The sequence below is a fragment of the Rahnella rivi genome (assembly GCF_019049655.1).
Lineage (GTDB): Bacteria > Pseudomonadota > Gammaproteobacteria > Enterobacterales > Enterobacteriaceae > Rahnella > Rahnella rivi.
This window is the reverse complement of sequence record NZ_JAFMOX010000055.1, coordinates 138,305-153,942: the sequence shown is the minus strand read 5'-3', so window position 1 is coordinate 153,942 and position 15,638 is coordinate 138,305. Positions and strand designations below refer to the sequence as shown.

General features: G+C 53.8%; 16 protein-coding genes. 7 read left to right on the top strand and 9 right to left on the bottom strand.

Annotated features, from left to right (window positions below; all coding sequences use genetic code 11):
* Positions 1–49: 49 nt before the first annotated feature.
* The gene (locus J1779_RS09595) at positions 50–904 is read left to right on the top strand and encodes an aldo/keto reductase (protein WP_217203647.1); all 855 of its coding nucleotides are present in this window, start codon (positions 50–52) and stop codon (positions 902–904) included.
* 81 nt (positions 905–985) lie between these two features.
* On the opposite strand, the gene J1779_RS09590 is transcribed toward J1779_RS09595, so the two are convergent.
* Together J1779_RS09590 and gapA are read right to left on the bottom strand one after the other, a co-directional pair.
* A complete protein-coding gene (locus tag J1779_RS09590; RefSeq protein WP_217203646.1) occupies positions 986–1,855 on the bottom strand; it encodes a D-hexose-6-phosphate mutarotase in 870 nt (289 codons plus the stop codon).
* A 181-nt stretch (positions 1,856–2,036) separates the two neighbouring features.
* Complete coding sequence (gene gapA / locus J1779_RS09585) at positions 2,037–3,035, bottom strand: glyceraldehyde-3-phosphate dehydrogenase (protein ID WP_056770313.1); 999 nt, start codon at positions 3,033–3,035, stop codon at positions 2,037–2,039.
* 349 nt (positions 3,036–3,384) lie between these two features.
* Here gapA and msrB point away from each other — a divergent pair, with 349 nt between their 5' ends.
* Together msrB and J1779_RS09575 are read left to right on the top strand one after the other, a co-directional pair.
* Positions 3,385–3,798 carry a peptide-methionine (R)-S-oxide reductase MsrB gene (gene msrB, locus J1779_RS09580; RefSeq protein ID WP_056770316.1) on the top strand — a complete coding sequence of 138 codons (414 nt, stop codon included), beginning with the start codon at positions 3,385–3,387 and terminating at the stop codon, positions 3,796–3,798.
* A gap of 94 nt (positions 3,799–3,892) precedes the next feature.
* A complete protein-coding gene (locus tag J1779_RS09575; RefSeq protein ID WP_056770320.1) occupies positions 3,893–4,165 on the top strand; it encodes a YeaC family protein in 273 nt (90 codons plus the stop codon).
* Between the two features lie 156 nt (positions 4,166–4,321).
* On the opposite strand, the gene J1779_RS09570 is transcribed toward J1779_RS09575, so the two are convergent.
* The 5 genes from J1779_RS09570 to sppA all read right to left on the bottom strand — a co-directional run bounded on the left by J1779_RS09570 (position 4,322) and on the right by sppA (position 9,252).
* Entirely contained in the window at positions 4,322–4,609 is a 288-nt protein-coding gene (locus J1779_RS09570) for a putative quinol monooxygenase (protein WP_217203645.1), read from the bottom strand.
* Complete coding sequence (locus tag J1779_RS09565; protein WP_217203644.1) at positions 4,603–5,421, bottom strand: alpha/beta fold hydrolase; 819 nt, start codon at positions 5,419–5,421, stop codon at positions 4,603–4,605. The genes J1779_RS09570 and J1779_RS09565 overlap by 7 nt, the downstream gene beginning before the upstream one ends.
* A gap of 191 nt (positions 5,422–5,612) precedes the next feature.
* Positions 5,613–6,242, bottom strand: coding sequence for a bifunctional nicotinamidase/pyrazinamidase (gene pncA / locus J1779_RS09560; RefSeq protein ID WP_122095219.1), 630 nt, complete (start codon positions 6,240–6,242; stop codon positions 5,613–5,615).
* Between the two features lie 8 nt (positions 6,243–6,250).
* Entirely contained in the window at positions 6,251–7,264 is a 1,014-nt protein-coding gene (gene ansA / locus J1779_RS09555; protein ID WP_056770331.1) for an asparaginase, read from the bottom strand.
* Between the two features lie 134 nt (positions 7,265–7,398).
* On the bottom strand, positions 7,399–9,252 hold the full coding sequence (gene sppA / locus J1779_RS09550; protein WP_217203643.1) for a signal peptide peptidase SppA: 1,854 nt from the start codon (positions 9,250–9,252) through the stop codon (positions 7,399–7,401).
* 190 nt (positions 9,253–9,442) lie between these two features.
* Between sppA and J1779_RS09545 the strand changes: the two genes are divergently transcribed.
* The 3 genes from J1779_RS09545 (at position 9,443) to J1779_RS09535 (ending at position 12,471) form a co-directional block, all read left to right on the top strand.
* Complete coding sequence (locus tag J1779_RS09545) at positions 9,443–9,994, top strand: NAD(P)H nitroreductase (RefSeq protein WP_056770338.1); 552 nt, start codon at positions 9,443–9,445, stop codon at positions 9,992–9,994.
* Positions 9,995–10,217: 223 nt separating this feature from the next.
* The gene (locus tag J1779_RS09540) at positions 10,218–12,167 is read left to right on the top strand and encodes a DNA topoisomerase III (protein ID WP_162997815.1); all 1,950 of its coding nucleotides are present in this window, start codon (positions 10,218–10,220) and stop codon (positions 12,165–12,167) included.
* A gap of 1 nt (position 12,168) precedes the next feature.
* A complete protein-coding gene (locus J1779_RS09535; RefSeq protein WP_217203655.1) occupies positions 12,169–12,471 on the top strand; it encodes a DUF1496 domain-containing protein in 303 nt (100 codons plus the stop codon).
* Between the two features lie 94 nt (positions 12,472–12,565).
* Here J1779_RS09535 and J1779_RS09530 read toward each other — a convergent pair whose 3' ends face one another.
* Both J1779_RS09530 and xthA read right to left on the bottom strand, forming a co-directional pair.
* Entirely contained in the window at positions 12,566–12,961 is a 396-nt protein-coding gene (locus tag J1779_RS09530) for a pyrimidine (deoxy)nucleoside triphosphate diphosphatase (RefSeq protein ID WP_217203642.1), read from the bottom strand.
* Positions 12,961–13,770, bottom strand: a complete 810-nt coding sequence (xthA, locus tag J1779_RS09525; RefSeq protein WP_056771915.1) for an exodeoxyribonuclease III — start codon at positions 13,768–13,770, stop codon at positions 12,961–12,963. Before xthA ends, J1779_RS09530 begins: the two co-directional genes overlap by 1 nt.
* Positions 13,771–14,027: 257 nt before the next feature.
* On the opposite strand from xthA, the gene tyrR reads away from it, so the two are divergent.
* Positions 14,028–15,596, top strand: coding sequence for a transcriptional regulator TyrR (tyrR, locus tag J1779_RS09520; protein ID WP_217203654.1), 1,569 nt, complete (start codon positions 14,028–14,030; stop codon positions 15,594–15,596).
* Positions 15,597–15,638 lie beyond the last annotated feature (42 nt).

The following is a 15,638-nucleotide window of genomic DNA, read 5'->3' as shown; positions in this document are numbered from 1 at the left end:
AAAAACCATCGAATAAACTTTTCACCCACGACCCAACCGGAGGAAACAGATGAAAGCGAAAACCGTGCAATTCCCAGATGGCACGACAGTTCCCGCAATCGGACAAGGTACCTGGTATATGGGGGAGCGAAACAGCGATCTCCGCGCCGAAGTAATGGCTTTACAGCAGGGGCTGGACGCCGGTATGACCTTGATTGATACCGCAGAAATGTACGCAGACGGCGGTGCGGAAAGAGTGGTCGGTGAAGCCATTGCCGGGCGTCGTGATGCGGCGTTTCTGGTATCAAAAGTGTACCCGCACCATGCCGGTGGCGCGAAAGCTATCGCCGCCTGTGAACAGAGCCTGAAGCGGTTAAAAACGGAGTGTATAGACCTGTACCTGTTGCACTGGCGTGGTTCGATTCCGTTACATGACACGGTGGCGGCGATGGAGACATTGCAGGCATCCGGCAAAATCCGCCGCTGGGGCGTCTCGAATCTCGACACTGACGATATGCAGAAACTGTGGAAAATCCCCGGCGGTCAGGCGTGCATGACCAATCAGGTGCTGTATCACGCCGCCGCCCGAGGCATTGAATTTGATCTGCTGCCGTGGTGTGAAGAACACGGCGTACCGGTGATGGCCTACTGCCCGCTGGCGCAGGCGGGTAAATTGCGTCACGACGTGCTGACATCAGCGGTGATGCAGGATATCGCCAGTGCGCGGGGCGTCAGCAGTTCGCAGGTTGCGCTGGCGTGGGTGATCCGTTCGGGCAACGTGATCGCGATTCCGAAGGCGGTTCAGCCTCAGCATGTTAAAGATAATGCGGCGGCGCTGACGCTCAGCCTGACGGAAGATGAAATAGCGCGAATCGACGCAGCATTCCCGGCACCGAACCATAAAACGCCGCTGGATATGGTCTGACGCCAGCTCATCACTTCAACCTTAAGACGACAAAAAGGGGCCAGATGGCCCCTTTGTCATGTTTGTGCAAACGCCAGCCGTTTATTTGCGCAGGGAGAACGTTACCGCCAGACGCGCCGGAGCGGCATGGGTAGAAACGTGCGGATGGGAAACTTGCGCAGTTTCCACGCAGACCATGGTTTTATAACCGTCATCGGGCATGTCTGCCATGCTGACAGACAGCGCCGAGCCTGGATTCCATGCCACCACGTCGCTGTTGTTCTCATGTGCGATAACCAGCGTGCGTTTTAGCACAGGATCGACGATTTCGCTGCTCGCCTGCGGCTGGGTGTAAATGCGGTCAGTCTGGCCGGTAAAGGTCAAATCACCTTCTTCCTGCTTGGCTTTTGCGCCGTCAACTTTATCGATAAAGCTGTTGCCCAGACCTTTAATGCTGACACCGGCGATATCGCCAATGTTGAAATAGGTGTGCAGGGCACTGTTGGCCTCGAAATCACCGGTAGATTCAAGCTCAATGTGGCAGGTTTCGCCCAGCGTGAAGCGGGCTGTCAGCGTGAAATCATGTGGCCAAAGTTCGCGCGTTTTTTCACAGCTTTTCAGCGTCAGCGTCAGCACCACGCCCTGTTGGGTTTCCTGGTGTTCGGTCAGTGTCCACGGCATGTTACGTGCGAAACCATGGGAAGGTTTACCGGCAGGGCCGAACCACGGCCAGCAGATTGGAATGCCGCCACGTATTGCCACGCCTTCTTTGAATGCGCTGGCGCTGCTCATCCACAGCACCGGTTCTTCGCCTTCCGGTTGCCATGCCAGCAGATGCGCGCCCTGAAGGGCCACGGCTGCATGAACTTTCGGATGGGCAACCACGATAACCGGCAGTTCATCGATCTGACGCTGGCTGATGGTGGTGGAGATTTGGTTTACAACGGGTAGGGAGAGGAGTTGCTCGATCATTATCTGGTGTCCTGTTGATTTTATATCGGGTAGATAAATAATTACGATGATAAGAACCAAGACTACAGATGAACGGAAGCTTTGTGATTGATCGCACTCATGTGCCTGATAAAAAGTGCATCTGACAGAAAGCAAAAGGGCGACTTGCGTCGCCCTTCAATCAGTTCATCAACATTGCCAATTATTTGGAAACGTGAGAAATCAGATCCAGAACTTTATTTGAGTAGCCAGTTTCGTTGTCGTACCAGGAAACCAGTTTCACAAAGTTGTCGTTCAGAGCGATACCTGCTTTCGCATCAAATACGGAAGTCAGTTTTTCGCCGTTGAAGTCGGTAGAAACAACGTCGTCTTCGGTGTAACCCAGAACGCCTTTCAGATCGCCTGCTTCAGAAGCTGCTTTGATCACTGCGCAGATTTCTTTGTAGGTCGCTGGTTTTTCCAGACGTGCAGTCAGGTCAACCACGGAAACGTTAGGGGTAGGAACGCGGAACGCCATACCAGTCAGTTTGCCGTTCAGAGCTGGGATAACTTTACCTACTGCTTTAGCAGCACCGGTAGAAGAAGGGATGATGTTCTGGGATGCGCCGCGGCCGCCGCGCCAGTCTTTGTGAGACGGGCCATCGACAGTTTTCTGAGTTGCGGTAGTTGCATGAACAGTGGTCATCAGCGCTTCAACGATACCGAAGTTGTCGTTGATCACTTTAGCCAGTGGTGCCAGGCAGTTAGTGGTGCAAGATGCGTTAGAAACGATTTCCTGACCTGCGTATTCTTTATGGTTAACGCCCATAACGAACATAGGGGTGTCATCTTTAGATGGACCAGTCAGAACCACTTTCTTAGCGCCAGCAGTGATGTGCTTACGTGCAGTCGCGTCGTCCAGGAACAGGCCAGTTGCTTCAGCAACAACATCAACGTTCACTTCATTCCATTTCAGGTTAGCTGGGTCACGCTCAGCGGTAACACGGATGGTTTTGCCGTTAACAACCAGGTGACCGTCTTTCACTTCTACGGTACCGTTGAAACGACCATGAGTTGAGTCGTACTTCAGCATGTATGCCATGTATTCTGCGTCTAACAGATCGTTGATTGCTACGATCTCGATGTCAGAACGTTCCTGAGCAGCACGGAAAACAATGCGACCGATACGGCCAAAACCGTTGATACCTACTTTGATAGTCATATATTCCACCAGCTATTTTTTTAGTGAATAAAAGGTTGGTTGTAAAATTACAAAAACCTTGCTGAGCGTCAAGCGGAATCGTGTCAATTATTGCTGTAAGTCAAAGCGACGACCTACTGTTGTTCGCTTATTGCACGTTCCGTTTTTTTAATCGGCTCACAACCACATGGGGGCGAAAAACTGAATATAAAGGGTCACAAGAGCAGGATTGTGATCGCCATCACAAGTTGGAGCTGGCTAACGCTGATGCCCTACAGTTTAGGACAAAACAGGCAGATCTGTTGTTAATTTTTTGTTATTATAAACTGTTATTTTAGTTGATTTTTCTATTCGTCAGAGAACGATTATTATGAGCAATGAATCCAAATCATCTTCTTCACTCGAACAACTTACTGAAATTCAACGTTATGTGACGCAGGAGCACGGTACGGAGCGTCCGTATACGGGTAAACTGCTGCACAATAAACGCGACGGCATCTACCATTGCCTGGTCTGCAACGCGCCTCTGTTCTACTCCGACACCAAATATGACTCCGGATGCGGCTGGCCAAGTTTTTATCAGCCGGTTGAGCACGACGCCATTACTTACCTGACCGACAATACCCACGGTATGGAGCGGGTGGAAATCCGCTGTTCGAATTGCGAAGCGCATTTAGGGCACGTTTTCCCTGACGGCCCGGAGCCGACCGGTGAGCGTTATTGCGTCAATTCCGCGTCGATGAGTTTTATCGACGGTGAAAACGGCGATAAAACCGCAGGCTGAGCGATAAAGACAACCTGACGTAATTTTACCGACAAAATCGATTCAGCAATTATTCAAATTCCCGTGAATAATGGTGGCGAGCAGGGGGTAGCAGATGGAAATAAATCAACTCATTGATGTGATGACGCCGGAAATTTACGCGCGTCTGGCACAGGCCGTCGAACTGGGCAAATGGCCCGACGGCGTGGCGCTGACCCCGGAACAAAAAGATCACAGTTTGCAGGCAGTGATGCTGTATCAGTCGCGTCACAACGTGGATGCGCAACACATGAGCATCGGCACCGACGGCCAGATTGTCACGAAAAGCAAACAGGAACTGAAACAGCAGTTCGCGGAAGAGACGTTGATTCGGCTCAGACCGGAGTAACAGAAAATCTTTCGGATAAATACCTTCTGTTTTACCTGGGTTGGGGGGAAATTTCCTTTTAACCCGCCGTCGTCAACAGAAGGTAACAAGCCCCGATCTGCGGGGCTTGGGTTTTCTGATTTCCCCGGCATTCATTATCTTTCAGAGCTGGCGCCGTTATAACGCACTTTTCATCAGAATATAGGTGGCGTCTTTGCGTTTGTGTTGGTCAATCAGCGGGACAAGCCGTTTGAAGTGCTCACTGGCACAATGTGCCTCGAGCGCTGCATGGTCTGGCCACTCTTCAATAAAAATGAAATGACCCGGATCCTTTTCATCAATGAACAGATGATAAGCAAGGCATAAAGGTTCCCGCTGAGTGGCTTCAACCAACTCGGAATACAATGGCATGACTGTGCCGATCGACTCCGGTTTAATAAAATCTTCTGCAATCACTTTTAACATGTTTTTCTCCTGAGATGTTCTCCCTCCAGAGTTTCCAACATCGCGTCAAGTACATCGCCCGGCCTTTCCAGCACGGCCAGATGCGTGATGGCATTCTCCAGCCGTTTCACCGCAAAGAAATCATGATCCGCCGCGAAACGCTGTTGTAAAAGCAGGTACTCGTCATTTCTGTCGAGGGAATAAATGTGGGTAGCCTTTGGCGGATGACGGAGTTTTTCGAGGCGACGCAGAGGCGAACCGTGCTGATGATAAGCATCGGCGATGACCTGTCCTGCAAGTCGCCACAGCTGGAAACTGGATCCGGACATTTCGGTTTTAAGATGGTGGATGATGTCGGGTGATTCGCTTCCTGCCAGCCAAAATTCGTACAGCTCATTTCGGGCGTTTTTCCAGCTATTTTCATCCTGCATCTCTTCGATTGAACTGAAGAATTCCGGCACGGGTTGATTCATTATCCAGTCAAGGAAGACCACTGCAGGCACGCGTTCTGGTAAACGTTCCGCCAGATCAACGGCTATCCAGCTGGCATGCGCAACTGAAACAGGGATTACCCGCAGAAGGTTGAGGTGTCCGATGAGTACCAGAGCGTCGTTTAATAACGCCGCGCCGTCAAAATCCCGGCCATCGGTTGATGATTTTCCATGACCTCGCCAGTCGATAATCACCACGCGAAAGCTGCTGGCCGCCAGCGCAGCGAACTCATGGAAAACCGTTTTCGGCTGACACCAACCCGGCATGAGAAAAAGCGTCGTGTCACCCGCACCCATATCCTGATAATCGATATCGCCATGTGCTGTGTGCAAAACAGGCATGTAAACGTCCCTCGTGAAATGAATGAAGGACTACCCTAACCGATCCCGCTAATTAAACAAGTTTTAACTTGGTAAATTAACGTCAAGGTTATCGCACATTCAGTGTCACGCCTGAGTCTTCAGGAGATTTTCTTTAATTTCAGGGAATTGCAGGGCATCGGGGCGCCCAACAAAGACGCCCCATAACGAAATTACGCCAGAACTTCAGCCGAGGTGCTCACTTTCGCGCCCGCCTGTTGCATGGCGTCAATGGCGTCGCTGCTGTCCTGCGGTTGAAGATTTACACCACGGCAGCCGTCGGTGATCAGTGTGACCTCGTAACCCTGCGTCAGCGCATCCAGCACGGTAAATTTCACACAGTAATCCGTGGCGAGGCCCATGACGTACAGATGGGTGATTTTGGCCGCTTTCAGCCAGTCGTTCAGCATGGTTGCCGAAAGATGTCCGTTATCGTAAAACGCGCTGTAACTGTCGATATCCAGATTCGTGCCTTTCTGTACCACGAAATCCAGACGTTGTGTCTCCAGCGCCGGGTGAAACTCTGCGCCAGGTTCGTTTTGCACACAATGCACTGGCCACCAGACCTGCGGCAGGCCGTCCAGTTCACCCATCGTCCAGGCTTCTGCATGTGAGTTCACCGCAAAACTGCGATGCTTTGCGGGGTGCCAGTCCTGAGACGCCACGACGGCGACATTGCGCTTTTTACACCACGCCATCATCTGATTGGCGACCGCAATCGTGGCATCACCTTCAGCGACGGCTAATGCGCCGCCCTGACAAAAATCATTTTGCAGATCAACCAGCAACAATGCAGATTTCATATCGCCTCTTATTCAGTGAGTTCGCCGCGCAGGTTTTGCTGCATCAGTTCCCGGATTGCTTCGGGGGTGTGCGACTGGCTGAGCAGATAATGCAGTTTGGTCAGCGCCGCCTCAACGGTCATATCAAATCCGCTGATCACACCCGAATGCGCCAGCGCGTTGCCGGTGGCATAGCCGCCCATGTTCACGCGACCGGAAATACATTGCGTCAGGTTAACCACCACAATGCCACGCTCCGACGCGTCTTTCAGAACTTTCAGCAAATCGCCTTTCTGCGGCGCATTTCCCACGCCGTAGGAGCGCAGTATTAAGGCTTTGACCGGCTGCATCAGGAAGTTTTGCACCACTTCTGCGGAAATCCCCGGATAAATCGTCACCACGCCAATAGGCTGCGGAGTAATGTTGTGGACTTTCAGGCTGGCGGCCGGCACCTGCGGCAGGGACGGCGTGGAAAGGCGGCGGATGTGGATCCCGGCTTCCAGAAGCGGCGTCAGATTCGGTGATGCGAAGGCATCAAAACCATCCGCGTGCGCTTTGGTGCTGCGGTTGCCGCGATACAGACGATTGTTGAAGAACAGCGTCACTTCGTTGACCGGATGATTTGCGGCAATGTACAGGGAATTGAGCAGGTTGATTTGCCCGTCAGAACGCAGCGCTTCGAGCGGAATTTGTGACCCTGTCACAATAACCGGCTTGCTCAGGTTTTCCAGCATGAACGACAGCGCCGAGGCGGTGAACGCCATCGTGTCCGTGCCGTGCAAGATAACGAAACCGTCGTAATCTTCGTAATGTGCCTGAATATCATCAGCGATGTGTTGCCAGTCTTCCGGCGTCATGTCGGAGGAATCCATCAGCGGGGCGTATTCCTGAATGGTGAACTCAGGCATTTCAGGGCGATGGAATTCCGGCATCAGCGCCAGTTGTCGCTGCAGGTGGCCGGAAACCGGAATGTAACCCTGTTCTGAACGCTGCATACCGATGGTGCCGCCGGTGTAGGCAACATAAATAGATTTTTTAGTCATCGAAGGTGTTCTTTTATAGAAAGGTGAAAGCAACTGCGGTGAGTATAAAGACTTCGCTGCCGGTGTCCCACCCAAAAAAAGCCCGGAGTCTCGGGAAGAGGCTCCGGGCTGACTGTTTGCGGTATAAATGAACGTTACTTCACGTCACCGCAGGTCAGGCACAGGGCATAACGGTTTTGCGGATCGTTCATGTTATTGAACAGATCGGCCTGTGATTTCAGCTCCATCGCCATTTTGCTCACCGGTGCAGGCAGGTAAGCCTGAACCACCGCAGGCAGCATGGCGTGAACGGACGCGCTCACTTGTGAAAACACCATATCACTCAGGCTTGGCTGGCTGACATACCAGTTCAGCTGCCATTTCGGCAGTTTCGCAAGCTCTGCGGCTTTCTTCACGGCATCGTCGAAATCACCCAGTTCATCCACCAGGCCGTTGGCTTTGGCATCAGAACCGATCCACACATGCCCCTGGGCGATCTGGTCGATCTGCTCAGGCGTTTTGTGGCGCGCATCAGCCACCAGGCCGAGGAAGGTTTTGTAACCGTTCTCGATATTCAGCTGCATCATCTGCGAGAACTCCGGCGGCAATGCTTTGGTGGACGCGATGTCTGCCAGCGGGGAGGTGGCCACGCCGTCAGTATGCACACCGGCGTAATCGAGCGTGTTCTGGTACGTGTTGATCACGCCAAAGATACCGATAGAACCGGTGAGGGTGCTCGGGCTGGCAATGATGTAGTTCGCCGGCGTGGAGATCCAGTAACCGCCTGACGCCGCCATGCCGCCCATTGACACCACTACTGGCTTACCGGCAGCTTTCGCGGCGGCAAGTTCAGAGCGGATCACTTCGGAGGCGCTGACGCTGCCGCCAGGGCTGTTCACGCGAAATACAATCGCTTTCACTTTCGGATCCAGACGGGCATCGCGAATTTGTTGTGCGGTGGTATCCCCGCCGACAGCACCCGGCTGTTCTTCACCGTCGTTGATCGCACCGGTCGCAAAGATCACGGCAATTTGCGAATCGTTGTTGTCAGCTTTTGGTTTTGGCGAGTAATCGTAAATGCTGGTGTAGTTAAAGTCTTTGGTGGTTTTATTCCAGCCAAACGCTTTGACCATGTCATTTTCTGTTTCACTGCGCGATGCCAGAGCATCCACCAGTTTGGCTTTCAGCGCGTACTGCGCCATGTCGCCGCCGGTGGCCTGCATCCCGGCCAGAACGCCTGCCGCACCCGGGAACAGTTGCTCAGGGGTAATCTGACGATTAGCGGAGACGGTATTCAGATAATTTGTCCACAATCCGCCTACCCAGCGGCTGTCTGCTTCACGGGCAGCAGGGGACATGTCATCACGGATCAACGGTTCGACAGCGGATTTGTATGTCCCGACGCGGAAGATATTGGTGGTGACTTTCAGCTTATCCAGCAACGATTTGTAATACAGATTGTTGGTGGCAAAACCGTGTAAATCGACCGCGCCCTGTGGCGAGAGGTAAATTTTGTTGGCGTAGCTGGCCAGATAATATTGCGACTGGTCGTAGCTGTCATCGATGGCATAAATCGGTTTGCCCGCGTCGCGGAATTCACGCAGCGCCTTGCCGATATATTGCATAGAGGCCTGATCGGTGCCGGTGAAGTCAGTCAGCTGCAACACCATACCGGTGATGTTTTTGTCATCTTTCGCCGAACGGATGGTATCTACCAGGTCAAACAGGGCATTTTCCTGCAGGCGGCTGCTGGAAGTGCCCAGCAGTTCGCGGCCCCACTGGCGCACTTTATTATTGACCGAAGGCTTATCCACCACGGATCCGCTGAGGTCGACCAGCAGCGCGCCTTTGGTGGTGTCAGCGGGTTTATCCTGCACGGCATACCAGATGCCGACCCCGGCCAGAATGATCACAATAAGAAATACGTTGAGAATAAATTCTCGGACGAAATTAAGAAGACGCCAGGTCCACTTAAAAAAACCGGCGATAATTCGCCACAATGTGCGCATGGTCTCTCCAACAAGACGGGAAAAGTATCGCTATCCTAATGACCCGCCGGAGAAAAGTCAGCTTTAAATCATTTCAGAATTTACCGGTGACAGATTATCTGAAAGCCATCAGCCGGTTGGAAAAAGGCCTCGTGCCTATGTTAACGTACGGTTAATAGCAATTATTCTCAGTTCTGCTCAGGAGTTTTCAATGGATGCTTTAGATTTATTACTCAACCGCCGTTCTGCTTCCCGTCTGGCCGCGCCAGCCCCGTCCGGTGAGGCGCTGCAAAACATCATTAATGCCGGTCTGCGCGCACCGGATCATGGTGCCTTACAGCCGTGGCGCTTTGTCATTGCGGAAAACGACGGGCTGGTGCGTTTTAGCGAACTGCTGCGTGCGGCAGCAATTAAAGACGGCGCTGATGAAAAGGCCATTGAAAAAGCCACTCAGGCACCGCTTCGTGCGCCGCAAATCATCACCGTGATCGCCGCCTGCAAAGAAAGCGCAAAAGTGCCACAGTGGGAGCAGTTACTCTCTGCCGGTTGCGCGGTTCAGGCCATGCAGATGGCGGCGCTGGCGCAGGGCTTCAACGGTATCTGGCGCAGCGGGGCTTGGACCGATCATCCTGACGTGCGCAAAGCATTTAAATGCGGTGAAAATGATAAAATTGTCGGGTTCCTGTATCTCGGTACGCCGCAGTTAAAAGCCAGTCTTCAAATCATTCCGGTCGACAGCACGCCATTCGTCAGCCACTTTTAAGCAGGGCGCACAACGTCATCACTCGCCGGTTTTTCTCAGTGCTTTCTGATTAAACCGGTTTTTTGCTGCCTTAATGAGCGACCGTCATCTCAGATACCTTTAACCGTCTTACTAAATGTGCCGCCAGCGGCTAACATAGCCCCCTCTGGATGATGAGGACGTTGTGAATGAAGGATGGGACAATGAAAATGTTAGCCGTTAACACTCTGACGGGCGCTGTCTGATGCGTCTGTTCATTGCGGAAAAACCCAGCCTTGCCCGCGCCATTGCGGATGTTCTGCCGAAACCTCATCGTCGCGGTGACGGTTATATTGCCTGTGGTAACGATCAGGTGGTCACCTGGTGCGTAGGTCACTTGCTGGAGCAGGCTCAGCCGGACGCCTACGACAGCCGCTTTGCGCGCTGGTCGCTGGCCGATCTGCCGATCATCCCCGAAAAATGGCAACTCCAGCCGCGTTCCTCCGTGGCTAAACAACTCAACGTCATTAAGCGCTTATTGCTCGAGGCCTCTCAGGTCGTCCATGCCGGTGACCCGGATCGCGAAGGGCAATTGCTGGTGGATGAAGTGCTGGATTACCTTGAGCTGACGCCGGAAAAACGTCACGCCACCCAGCGCTGCCTGATTAACGATCTCAACCCGCAGGCCGTCGAACGTGCCATTGAACGGCTGCGGGATAACCGCGATTTCATCCCGCTGTGCGTTTCCGCGCTGGCCCGCGCCCGCGCAGACTGGCTGTACGGCATCAACATGACCCGCGCTTACACTATTCTGGGTCGCAACGCCGGGTACAACGGCGTGCTCTCCGTGGGACGTGTACAGACGCCTGTCCTCGGGCTGGTGGTGCGTCGCGACGAAGACATTGAAAACTTCGTGCCGAAAGATTTCTTTGAAGTGAAAGCGCATATCGTGACGCCCGCCGACGAGCGTTTTGTCGCCCTGTGGCAGCCGAGCGAATCCTGTGAACCTTACCAGGATGAAGAGGGGCGTCTGTTGCACCGGCCGCTGGCCGATCACGTGGTGGCGCGCATCGGCGGCCAGCCTGCCATCGTCACCGGCTATAATGACAAACGTGAGAATGACATTGCGCCGCTGCCGTTTTCGCTTTCCACCTTGCAGATTGAAGGCTCCAAAGCCTTCGGGCTGAGTGCGCAGCAGATCCTAGATATCTGTCAGAAATTATACGAAACGCACAAATTGATTACGTATCCGCGTTCAGACAGCCGATATCTCCCTGAGGAGCATTTTGCCGGACGTCATGCGGTGCTTAACGCCATCGGCGTGCATCAGCCGGACCTGATGCCGCAACCGGTCATGGACACGGATATTCGTAACCGCTGCTGGGATGACAAAAAAGTCGATGCCCACCACGCGATCATCCCGACCGCCCGCAGCAGCAAAGTGCACCTGACAGACAACGAACAAAAGATTTACGGCCTGGTGGCGCGTCAGTATCTGATGCAGTTCTGCCCGGATGCGGTCTACCGCAAATGCGTGATTGATCTGGATATCGCCGGTGGCAAGTTTATCGCCAAGGCGCGTTTTCTGGCCGAGGCGGGCTGGCGCACGTTGCTGGGCAGTAAAGAGCGTGACGAAGAGAATGAGGGCACACCGCTGCCGGTGGTGGCGAAAGGCGACGAATTACTCTGTGAACGGGGTGAAGTGGTGGAGCGTCAGACCCAGCCGCCACGGCCTTTCACCGATGCCACGCTGCTTTCCGCCATGACCGGTATTGCGCGATTTGTGCAGGACAAAGCGCTGAAGAAAATTTTGCGTGCGACCGACGGGCTGGGAACGGAAGCCACGCGCGCCGGGATCATCGAACTGCTGTTCCGCCGTGAATTTTTGTACAAGAAAGGGCGCTACATTCATTCCAGTGATACGGGCCGCGCGTTAATCCACTCGCTGCCGGATATCGCCGGAAGGCCGGACATGACCGCCGACTGGGAATCGACCCTGACGCGCATCAGTGAAAAGAACTGCCGTTATCAGGATTTCATGCAGCCGCTGGTCGCGACGTTGCAGGATCTCATCATGCAGGCGAAAACGAACCGGGTATCTTCGGCATTCCGCAGTCTGCCTTCCAAACCAGCGGGCGCAGCGGCGAAAGGCAAAAGCGCCCCTAAACGACGTAAAGCGAGCACCAAAGGTAAGGAAGCAAGCAGTGATGAATAATATGAAAAACGTGCTGATGATTTTACTGGCGGGTTCGGCGTGGCTGTCTGCCCACGCGCTGGCGAACCGCACCGGTTATAACAATGGTGCTGACGTCGTGGTGCCGCTGCCGCCGCAAATCTGGGAGAACAGCGGCAACAGTAATAACAACAGCGCACCGACCTGTCACAACTGCTGTATTTACAATAATCAGAGCTACAGCGAGGGCGCGGTGGTGACCGCCGACAGCGTGGTATTGCAATGCGTGCGCGATCCGCTGGTGGTGGGCACCAATGAGCTGAAGTGGCAGGTGCTGAAGAAGTAGTGTTCAGCCTGACGTGAATGTACAGACACTCATTTTCAGACAGTAAAAAGGCGCGGAACTGTATTCAGTCCGCGCCTTTTTTAATGCGTGACAGTCAGCCGCAATATGCGCGCTGATAAGCGTCGATCAGCGGAACGTCTGCCGGTGCCAGCTCAAAAGAGTGCACGTCGGCAGGCTCTACCCAGCGGATTTCGGAGTGACACTGTAACGTTATCACTCCCGTGAAATCACTGACCCGCCAGCCGTGCAGGCGAATCAGCCGCGCGGGCTGTTGCAGTTCGCTGGTCGCGACAAATTCTGCAACCGTCGCGTCGATCCCCAGCTCCTCCTGCAATTCGCGGATCAGCGCGGCCTGCTGGCTCTCACCGGCTTCGACTTTCCCGCCAGGAAACTCCCACAAACCGGCCTGATCGCCGGTGGCATCACGACGGGCAAGCAGCAATTTCCCCTCGCGCTCAATCAGTGCGGCCACCACATCGACAATCTTCATTATTTCAGGTCGAACGTCGCCCAGATTGGCGCGTGATCTGAAGGTTTTTCCATTCCACGGATATCGTAATCGATACCGGTTTCGATGCAGCGTGAGGCAAGCGGCGTACTGGCCATGATCAGATCGATACGCAGGCCACGGTTTTCATCGAAGCCGCGTGAACGGTAGTCAAACCATGAATATCTGTCAGCGGTTTCCGGGTTGGCGGCGCGGAAGGTGTCAATCAGCCCCCAGCCTTTCAGGCGTTCCATCCACTCACGCTCTTCCGGCAGGAAAGAGCATTTACCGGTGCGCAGCCAGCGTTTACGGCTGTCTTCACCGATACCAATGTCGAGATCGGTCGGGCTGATATTCACGTCACCCATCACCACCACCGGATTATTCACCGACAGACTGGTGTTCAGGTAATCCTGCAAATCGCGGTAAAACTTCTCTTTTGCCGGGAATTTGGTCGGGTGGTCACGGCTTTCGCCCTGCGGGAAGTACCCGTTGATGACCGTCAGCACGCCCTGCGGCGTTTCGATGTCGGCCATGATAATGCGGCGCTGAGACTCTTCGTCATCACCAGGGAAACCACGGCGTACAGCCAGCGGTGCCTGTTTGGTCAGCATGGCAACACCGTAATGGCCTTTTTGCCCGTGATAGAAAACGTGATAGCCATACTGGCTGACATCTTCGAGCGGAAACATATCGTCATGGACCTTGGTTTCCTGCAAACCAATGACGTCAGGCTGATGCTGTTCGATAATTGCCGCAAGCTGATGCGGGCGGGCGCGCAATCCGTTGATATTAAAGGAGACAAACTTCATAGTCGGGAACCATTTGGCGATGAAATCAGAAGGGCGATAGTAGCAGATAAAGGGGCAGATGGCGAAACCGCTGCGCTGATGAAAAAGCCAGCAAAGGTGCATTGCGGGGCAAACAGTCTGTCCAAACTTTGTGACAATCCGGATTGAGTTGTACAATTAATTTGTCAACTTTTCGTGACAGTCTCTTCTGCCACTGTACATGAAAGAGTATTATGCCACTCAGCGATTTCCGCACCGGCAGAAAAAGGTCAACACTGATGCGTCTGGAAGTTTTTTGCGAAGACCGCCTGGGTCTTACCCGTGAACTCCTTGATTTACTGGTTTTACGCAGTATTGATTTGCGCGGTATCGAGATTGCCTCGATTGGCCGCATTTACCTGAATTTTTCCCAACTGGATTTTGATACTTTTCGCGCCCTGATGGCTGAAATCCGTCGTATTGATGGCGTGACCGACGTCCGCACCGTGCCGTTCATGCCTTCCGAGCGTGAGCACCGCGCACTGCGTGCTTTACTGGTGTCCATGCCGGAACCGGTATTTTCCATTGATATGAAAGGCAAAATTGAGCAGGCCAACCCCGCTGCAATCGCGCTGTTCGAACTTGATGAAGAGAAAATCCGCACTTACAACGCCGTGAATTTGATTACCGGTTACAACGTCACGCGCTGGCTGGAAAGCGAAAGCACCCAGCCTCACAGCGAGCGTGTGGTGATCCGCAGTCAGGATTTCCTGATGGATCTCACCCCTATTCATATGGATGACGAAGAGCAGACCGGCGTGATGGCGGGCGCTGTGATCATGCTGAAATCCGCCGCGCGCATGGGCCGGCAGTTGCAGGATCTCACCGTCAATGACGACAGTGAATTCGACCATATTGTCGCGGTAAGCGGCAAAATGCGTCAGGTGCTGGATCAGGCACGCAAACTGGCGATGCTCGATGCGCCGCTGCTGATTGTTGGCGATACCGGCACGGGTAAAGATTTGCTGGCACACGCCTGCCATCTGCGCAGCGCCCGCGGCAAAAAACCGTTCCTTGGCCTCAATTGTGCCTCGCTGCCGGATGACGTGGTGGAAAGTGAACTGTTCGGCTATGCCGCCGGTGCCTACCCGAATGCGCTGGAAGGCAAAAAAGGCTTCTTCGAGCAGGCTAACGGCGGTTCCGTGCTGCTTGATGAGATCGGTGAAATGTCGCCGAGAATGCAGATCAAACTGCTGCGTTTCCTCAACGACGGGACTTTCCGCCGCGTGGGTGAAGAGCATGAAGTGAAGGTGGATGTGCGCGTGATGTGCGCCACGCAGAAGAATCTGGTGGAACTGGTGCAGCGCGGAGAATTCCGTGAAGATCTGTATTACCGCCTGAATGTGCTGAGCCTGACGCTACCGCCGCTGCGCGATCGTCCGGCAGACGTGATGCCGCTCACCGAACTGTTTGTCGCGCGTTTCTCAGATGAACAGGGTATGCCGCGCCCTAAACTCTCTTCACAGCTGGCGAATTATCTGACGTACTACGGCTGGCCGGGCAACGTCCGTCAGCTGAAAAACGCCATTTACCGCGCGCTGACGCAGCTGGAAGGCGGAGAACTTCGCCCGCAGGATATCGTCCTGCCGGACTTCGATGCCGAGGTGACCATCGGCGAGGAAGCGCTGAACGGTTCACTTGACGACATCAGCAAGCGTTTCGAGCGTTCGGTGCTGACCCGTCTTTATCGTACTTATCCAAGTACGCGAAAACTGGCGAAACGTCTGGGCGTCTCGCACACGGCGATTGCTAATAAGCTGCGCGAGTACGGTTTAAGCAGCAAAAGGTCTGACAGCAGCGAGGAGTGACCCGGTTGTCTCTTTATCGCTAATAAGATCACATTCTTATTC

Excerpts from the sequence above, each read along its gene's own strand:
- J1779_RS09595 (WP_217203647.1), top strand. The coding sequence starts at position 50 with ATGAAAGCGAAAACCGTGCAATTCCCAGATGGCACGACAGTTCCCGCA.
- J1779_RS09590 (WP_217203646.1), bottom strand. The coding sequence starts at position 1,855 with ATGATCGAGCAACTCCTCTCCCTACCCGTTGTAAACCAAATCTCCACC.
- gapA (WP_056770313.1), bottom strand. The coding sequence starts at position 3,035 with ATGACTATCAAAGTAGGTATCAACGGTTTTGGCCGTATCGGTCGCATT.
- msrB (WP_056770316.1), top strand. The coding sequence starts at position 3,385 with ATGAGCAATGAATCCAAATCATCTTCTTCACTCGAACAACTTACTGAA.
- J1779_RS09575 (WP_056770320.1), top strand. The coding sequence starts at position 3,893 with ATGGAAATAAATCAACTCATTGATGTGATGACGCCGGAAATTTACGCG.
- J1779_RS09570 (WP_217203645.1), bottom strand. The coding sequence starts at position 4,609 with ATGTTAAAAGTGATTGCAGAAGATTTTATTAAACCGGAGTCGATCGGC.
- J1779_RS09565 (WP_217203644.1), bottom strand. The coding sequence starts at position 5,421 with ATGCCTGTTTTGCACACAGCACATGGCGATATCGATTATCAGGATATG.
- pncA (WP_122095219.1), bottom strand. The coding sequence starts at position 6,242 with ATGAAATCTGCATTGTTGCTGGTTGATCTGCAAAATGATTTTTGTCAG.
- ansA (WP_056770331.1), bottom strand. The coding sequence starts at position 7,264 with ATGACTAAAAAATCTATTTATGTTGCCTACACCGGCGGCACCATCGGT.
- sppA (WP_217203643.1), bottom strand. The coding sequence starts at position 9,252 with ATGCGCACATTGTGGCGAATTATCGCCGGTTTTTTTAAGTGGACCTGG.
- J1779_RS09545 (WP_056770338.1), top strand. The coding sequence starts at position 9,443 with ATGGATGCTTTAGATTTATTACTCAACCGCCGTTCTGCTTCCCGTCTG.
- J1779_RS09540 (WP_162997815.1), top strand. The coding sequence starts at position 10,218 with ATGCGTCTGTTCATTGCGGAAAAACCCAGCCTTGCCCGCGCCATTGCG.
- J1779_RS09535 (WP_217203655.1), top strand. The coding sequence starts at position 12,169 with ATGAAAAACGTGCTGATGATTTTACTGGCGGGTTCGGCGTGGCTGTCT.
- J1779_RS09530 (WP_217203642.1), bottom strand. The coding sequence starts at position 12,961 with ATGAAGATTGTCGATGTGGTGGCCGCACTGATTGAGCGCGAGGGGAAA.
- xthA (WP_056771915.1), bottom strand. The coding sequence starts at position 13,770 with ATGAAGTTTGTCTCCTTTAATATCAACGGATTGCGCGCCCGCCCGCAT.
- tyrR (WP_217203654.1), top strand. The coding sequence starts at position 14,028 with ATGCGTCTGGAAGTTTTTTGCGAAGACCGCCTGGGTCTTACCCGTGAA.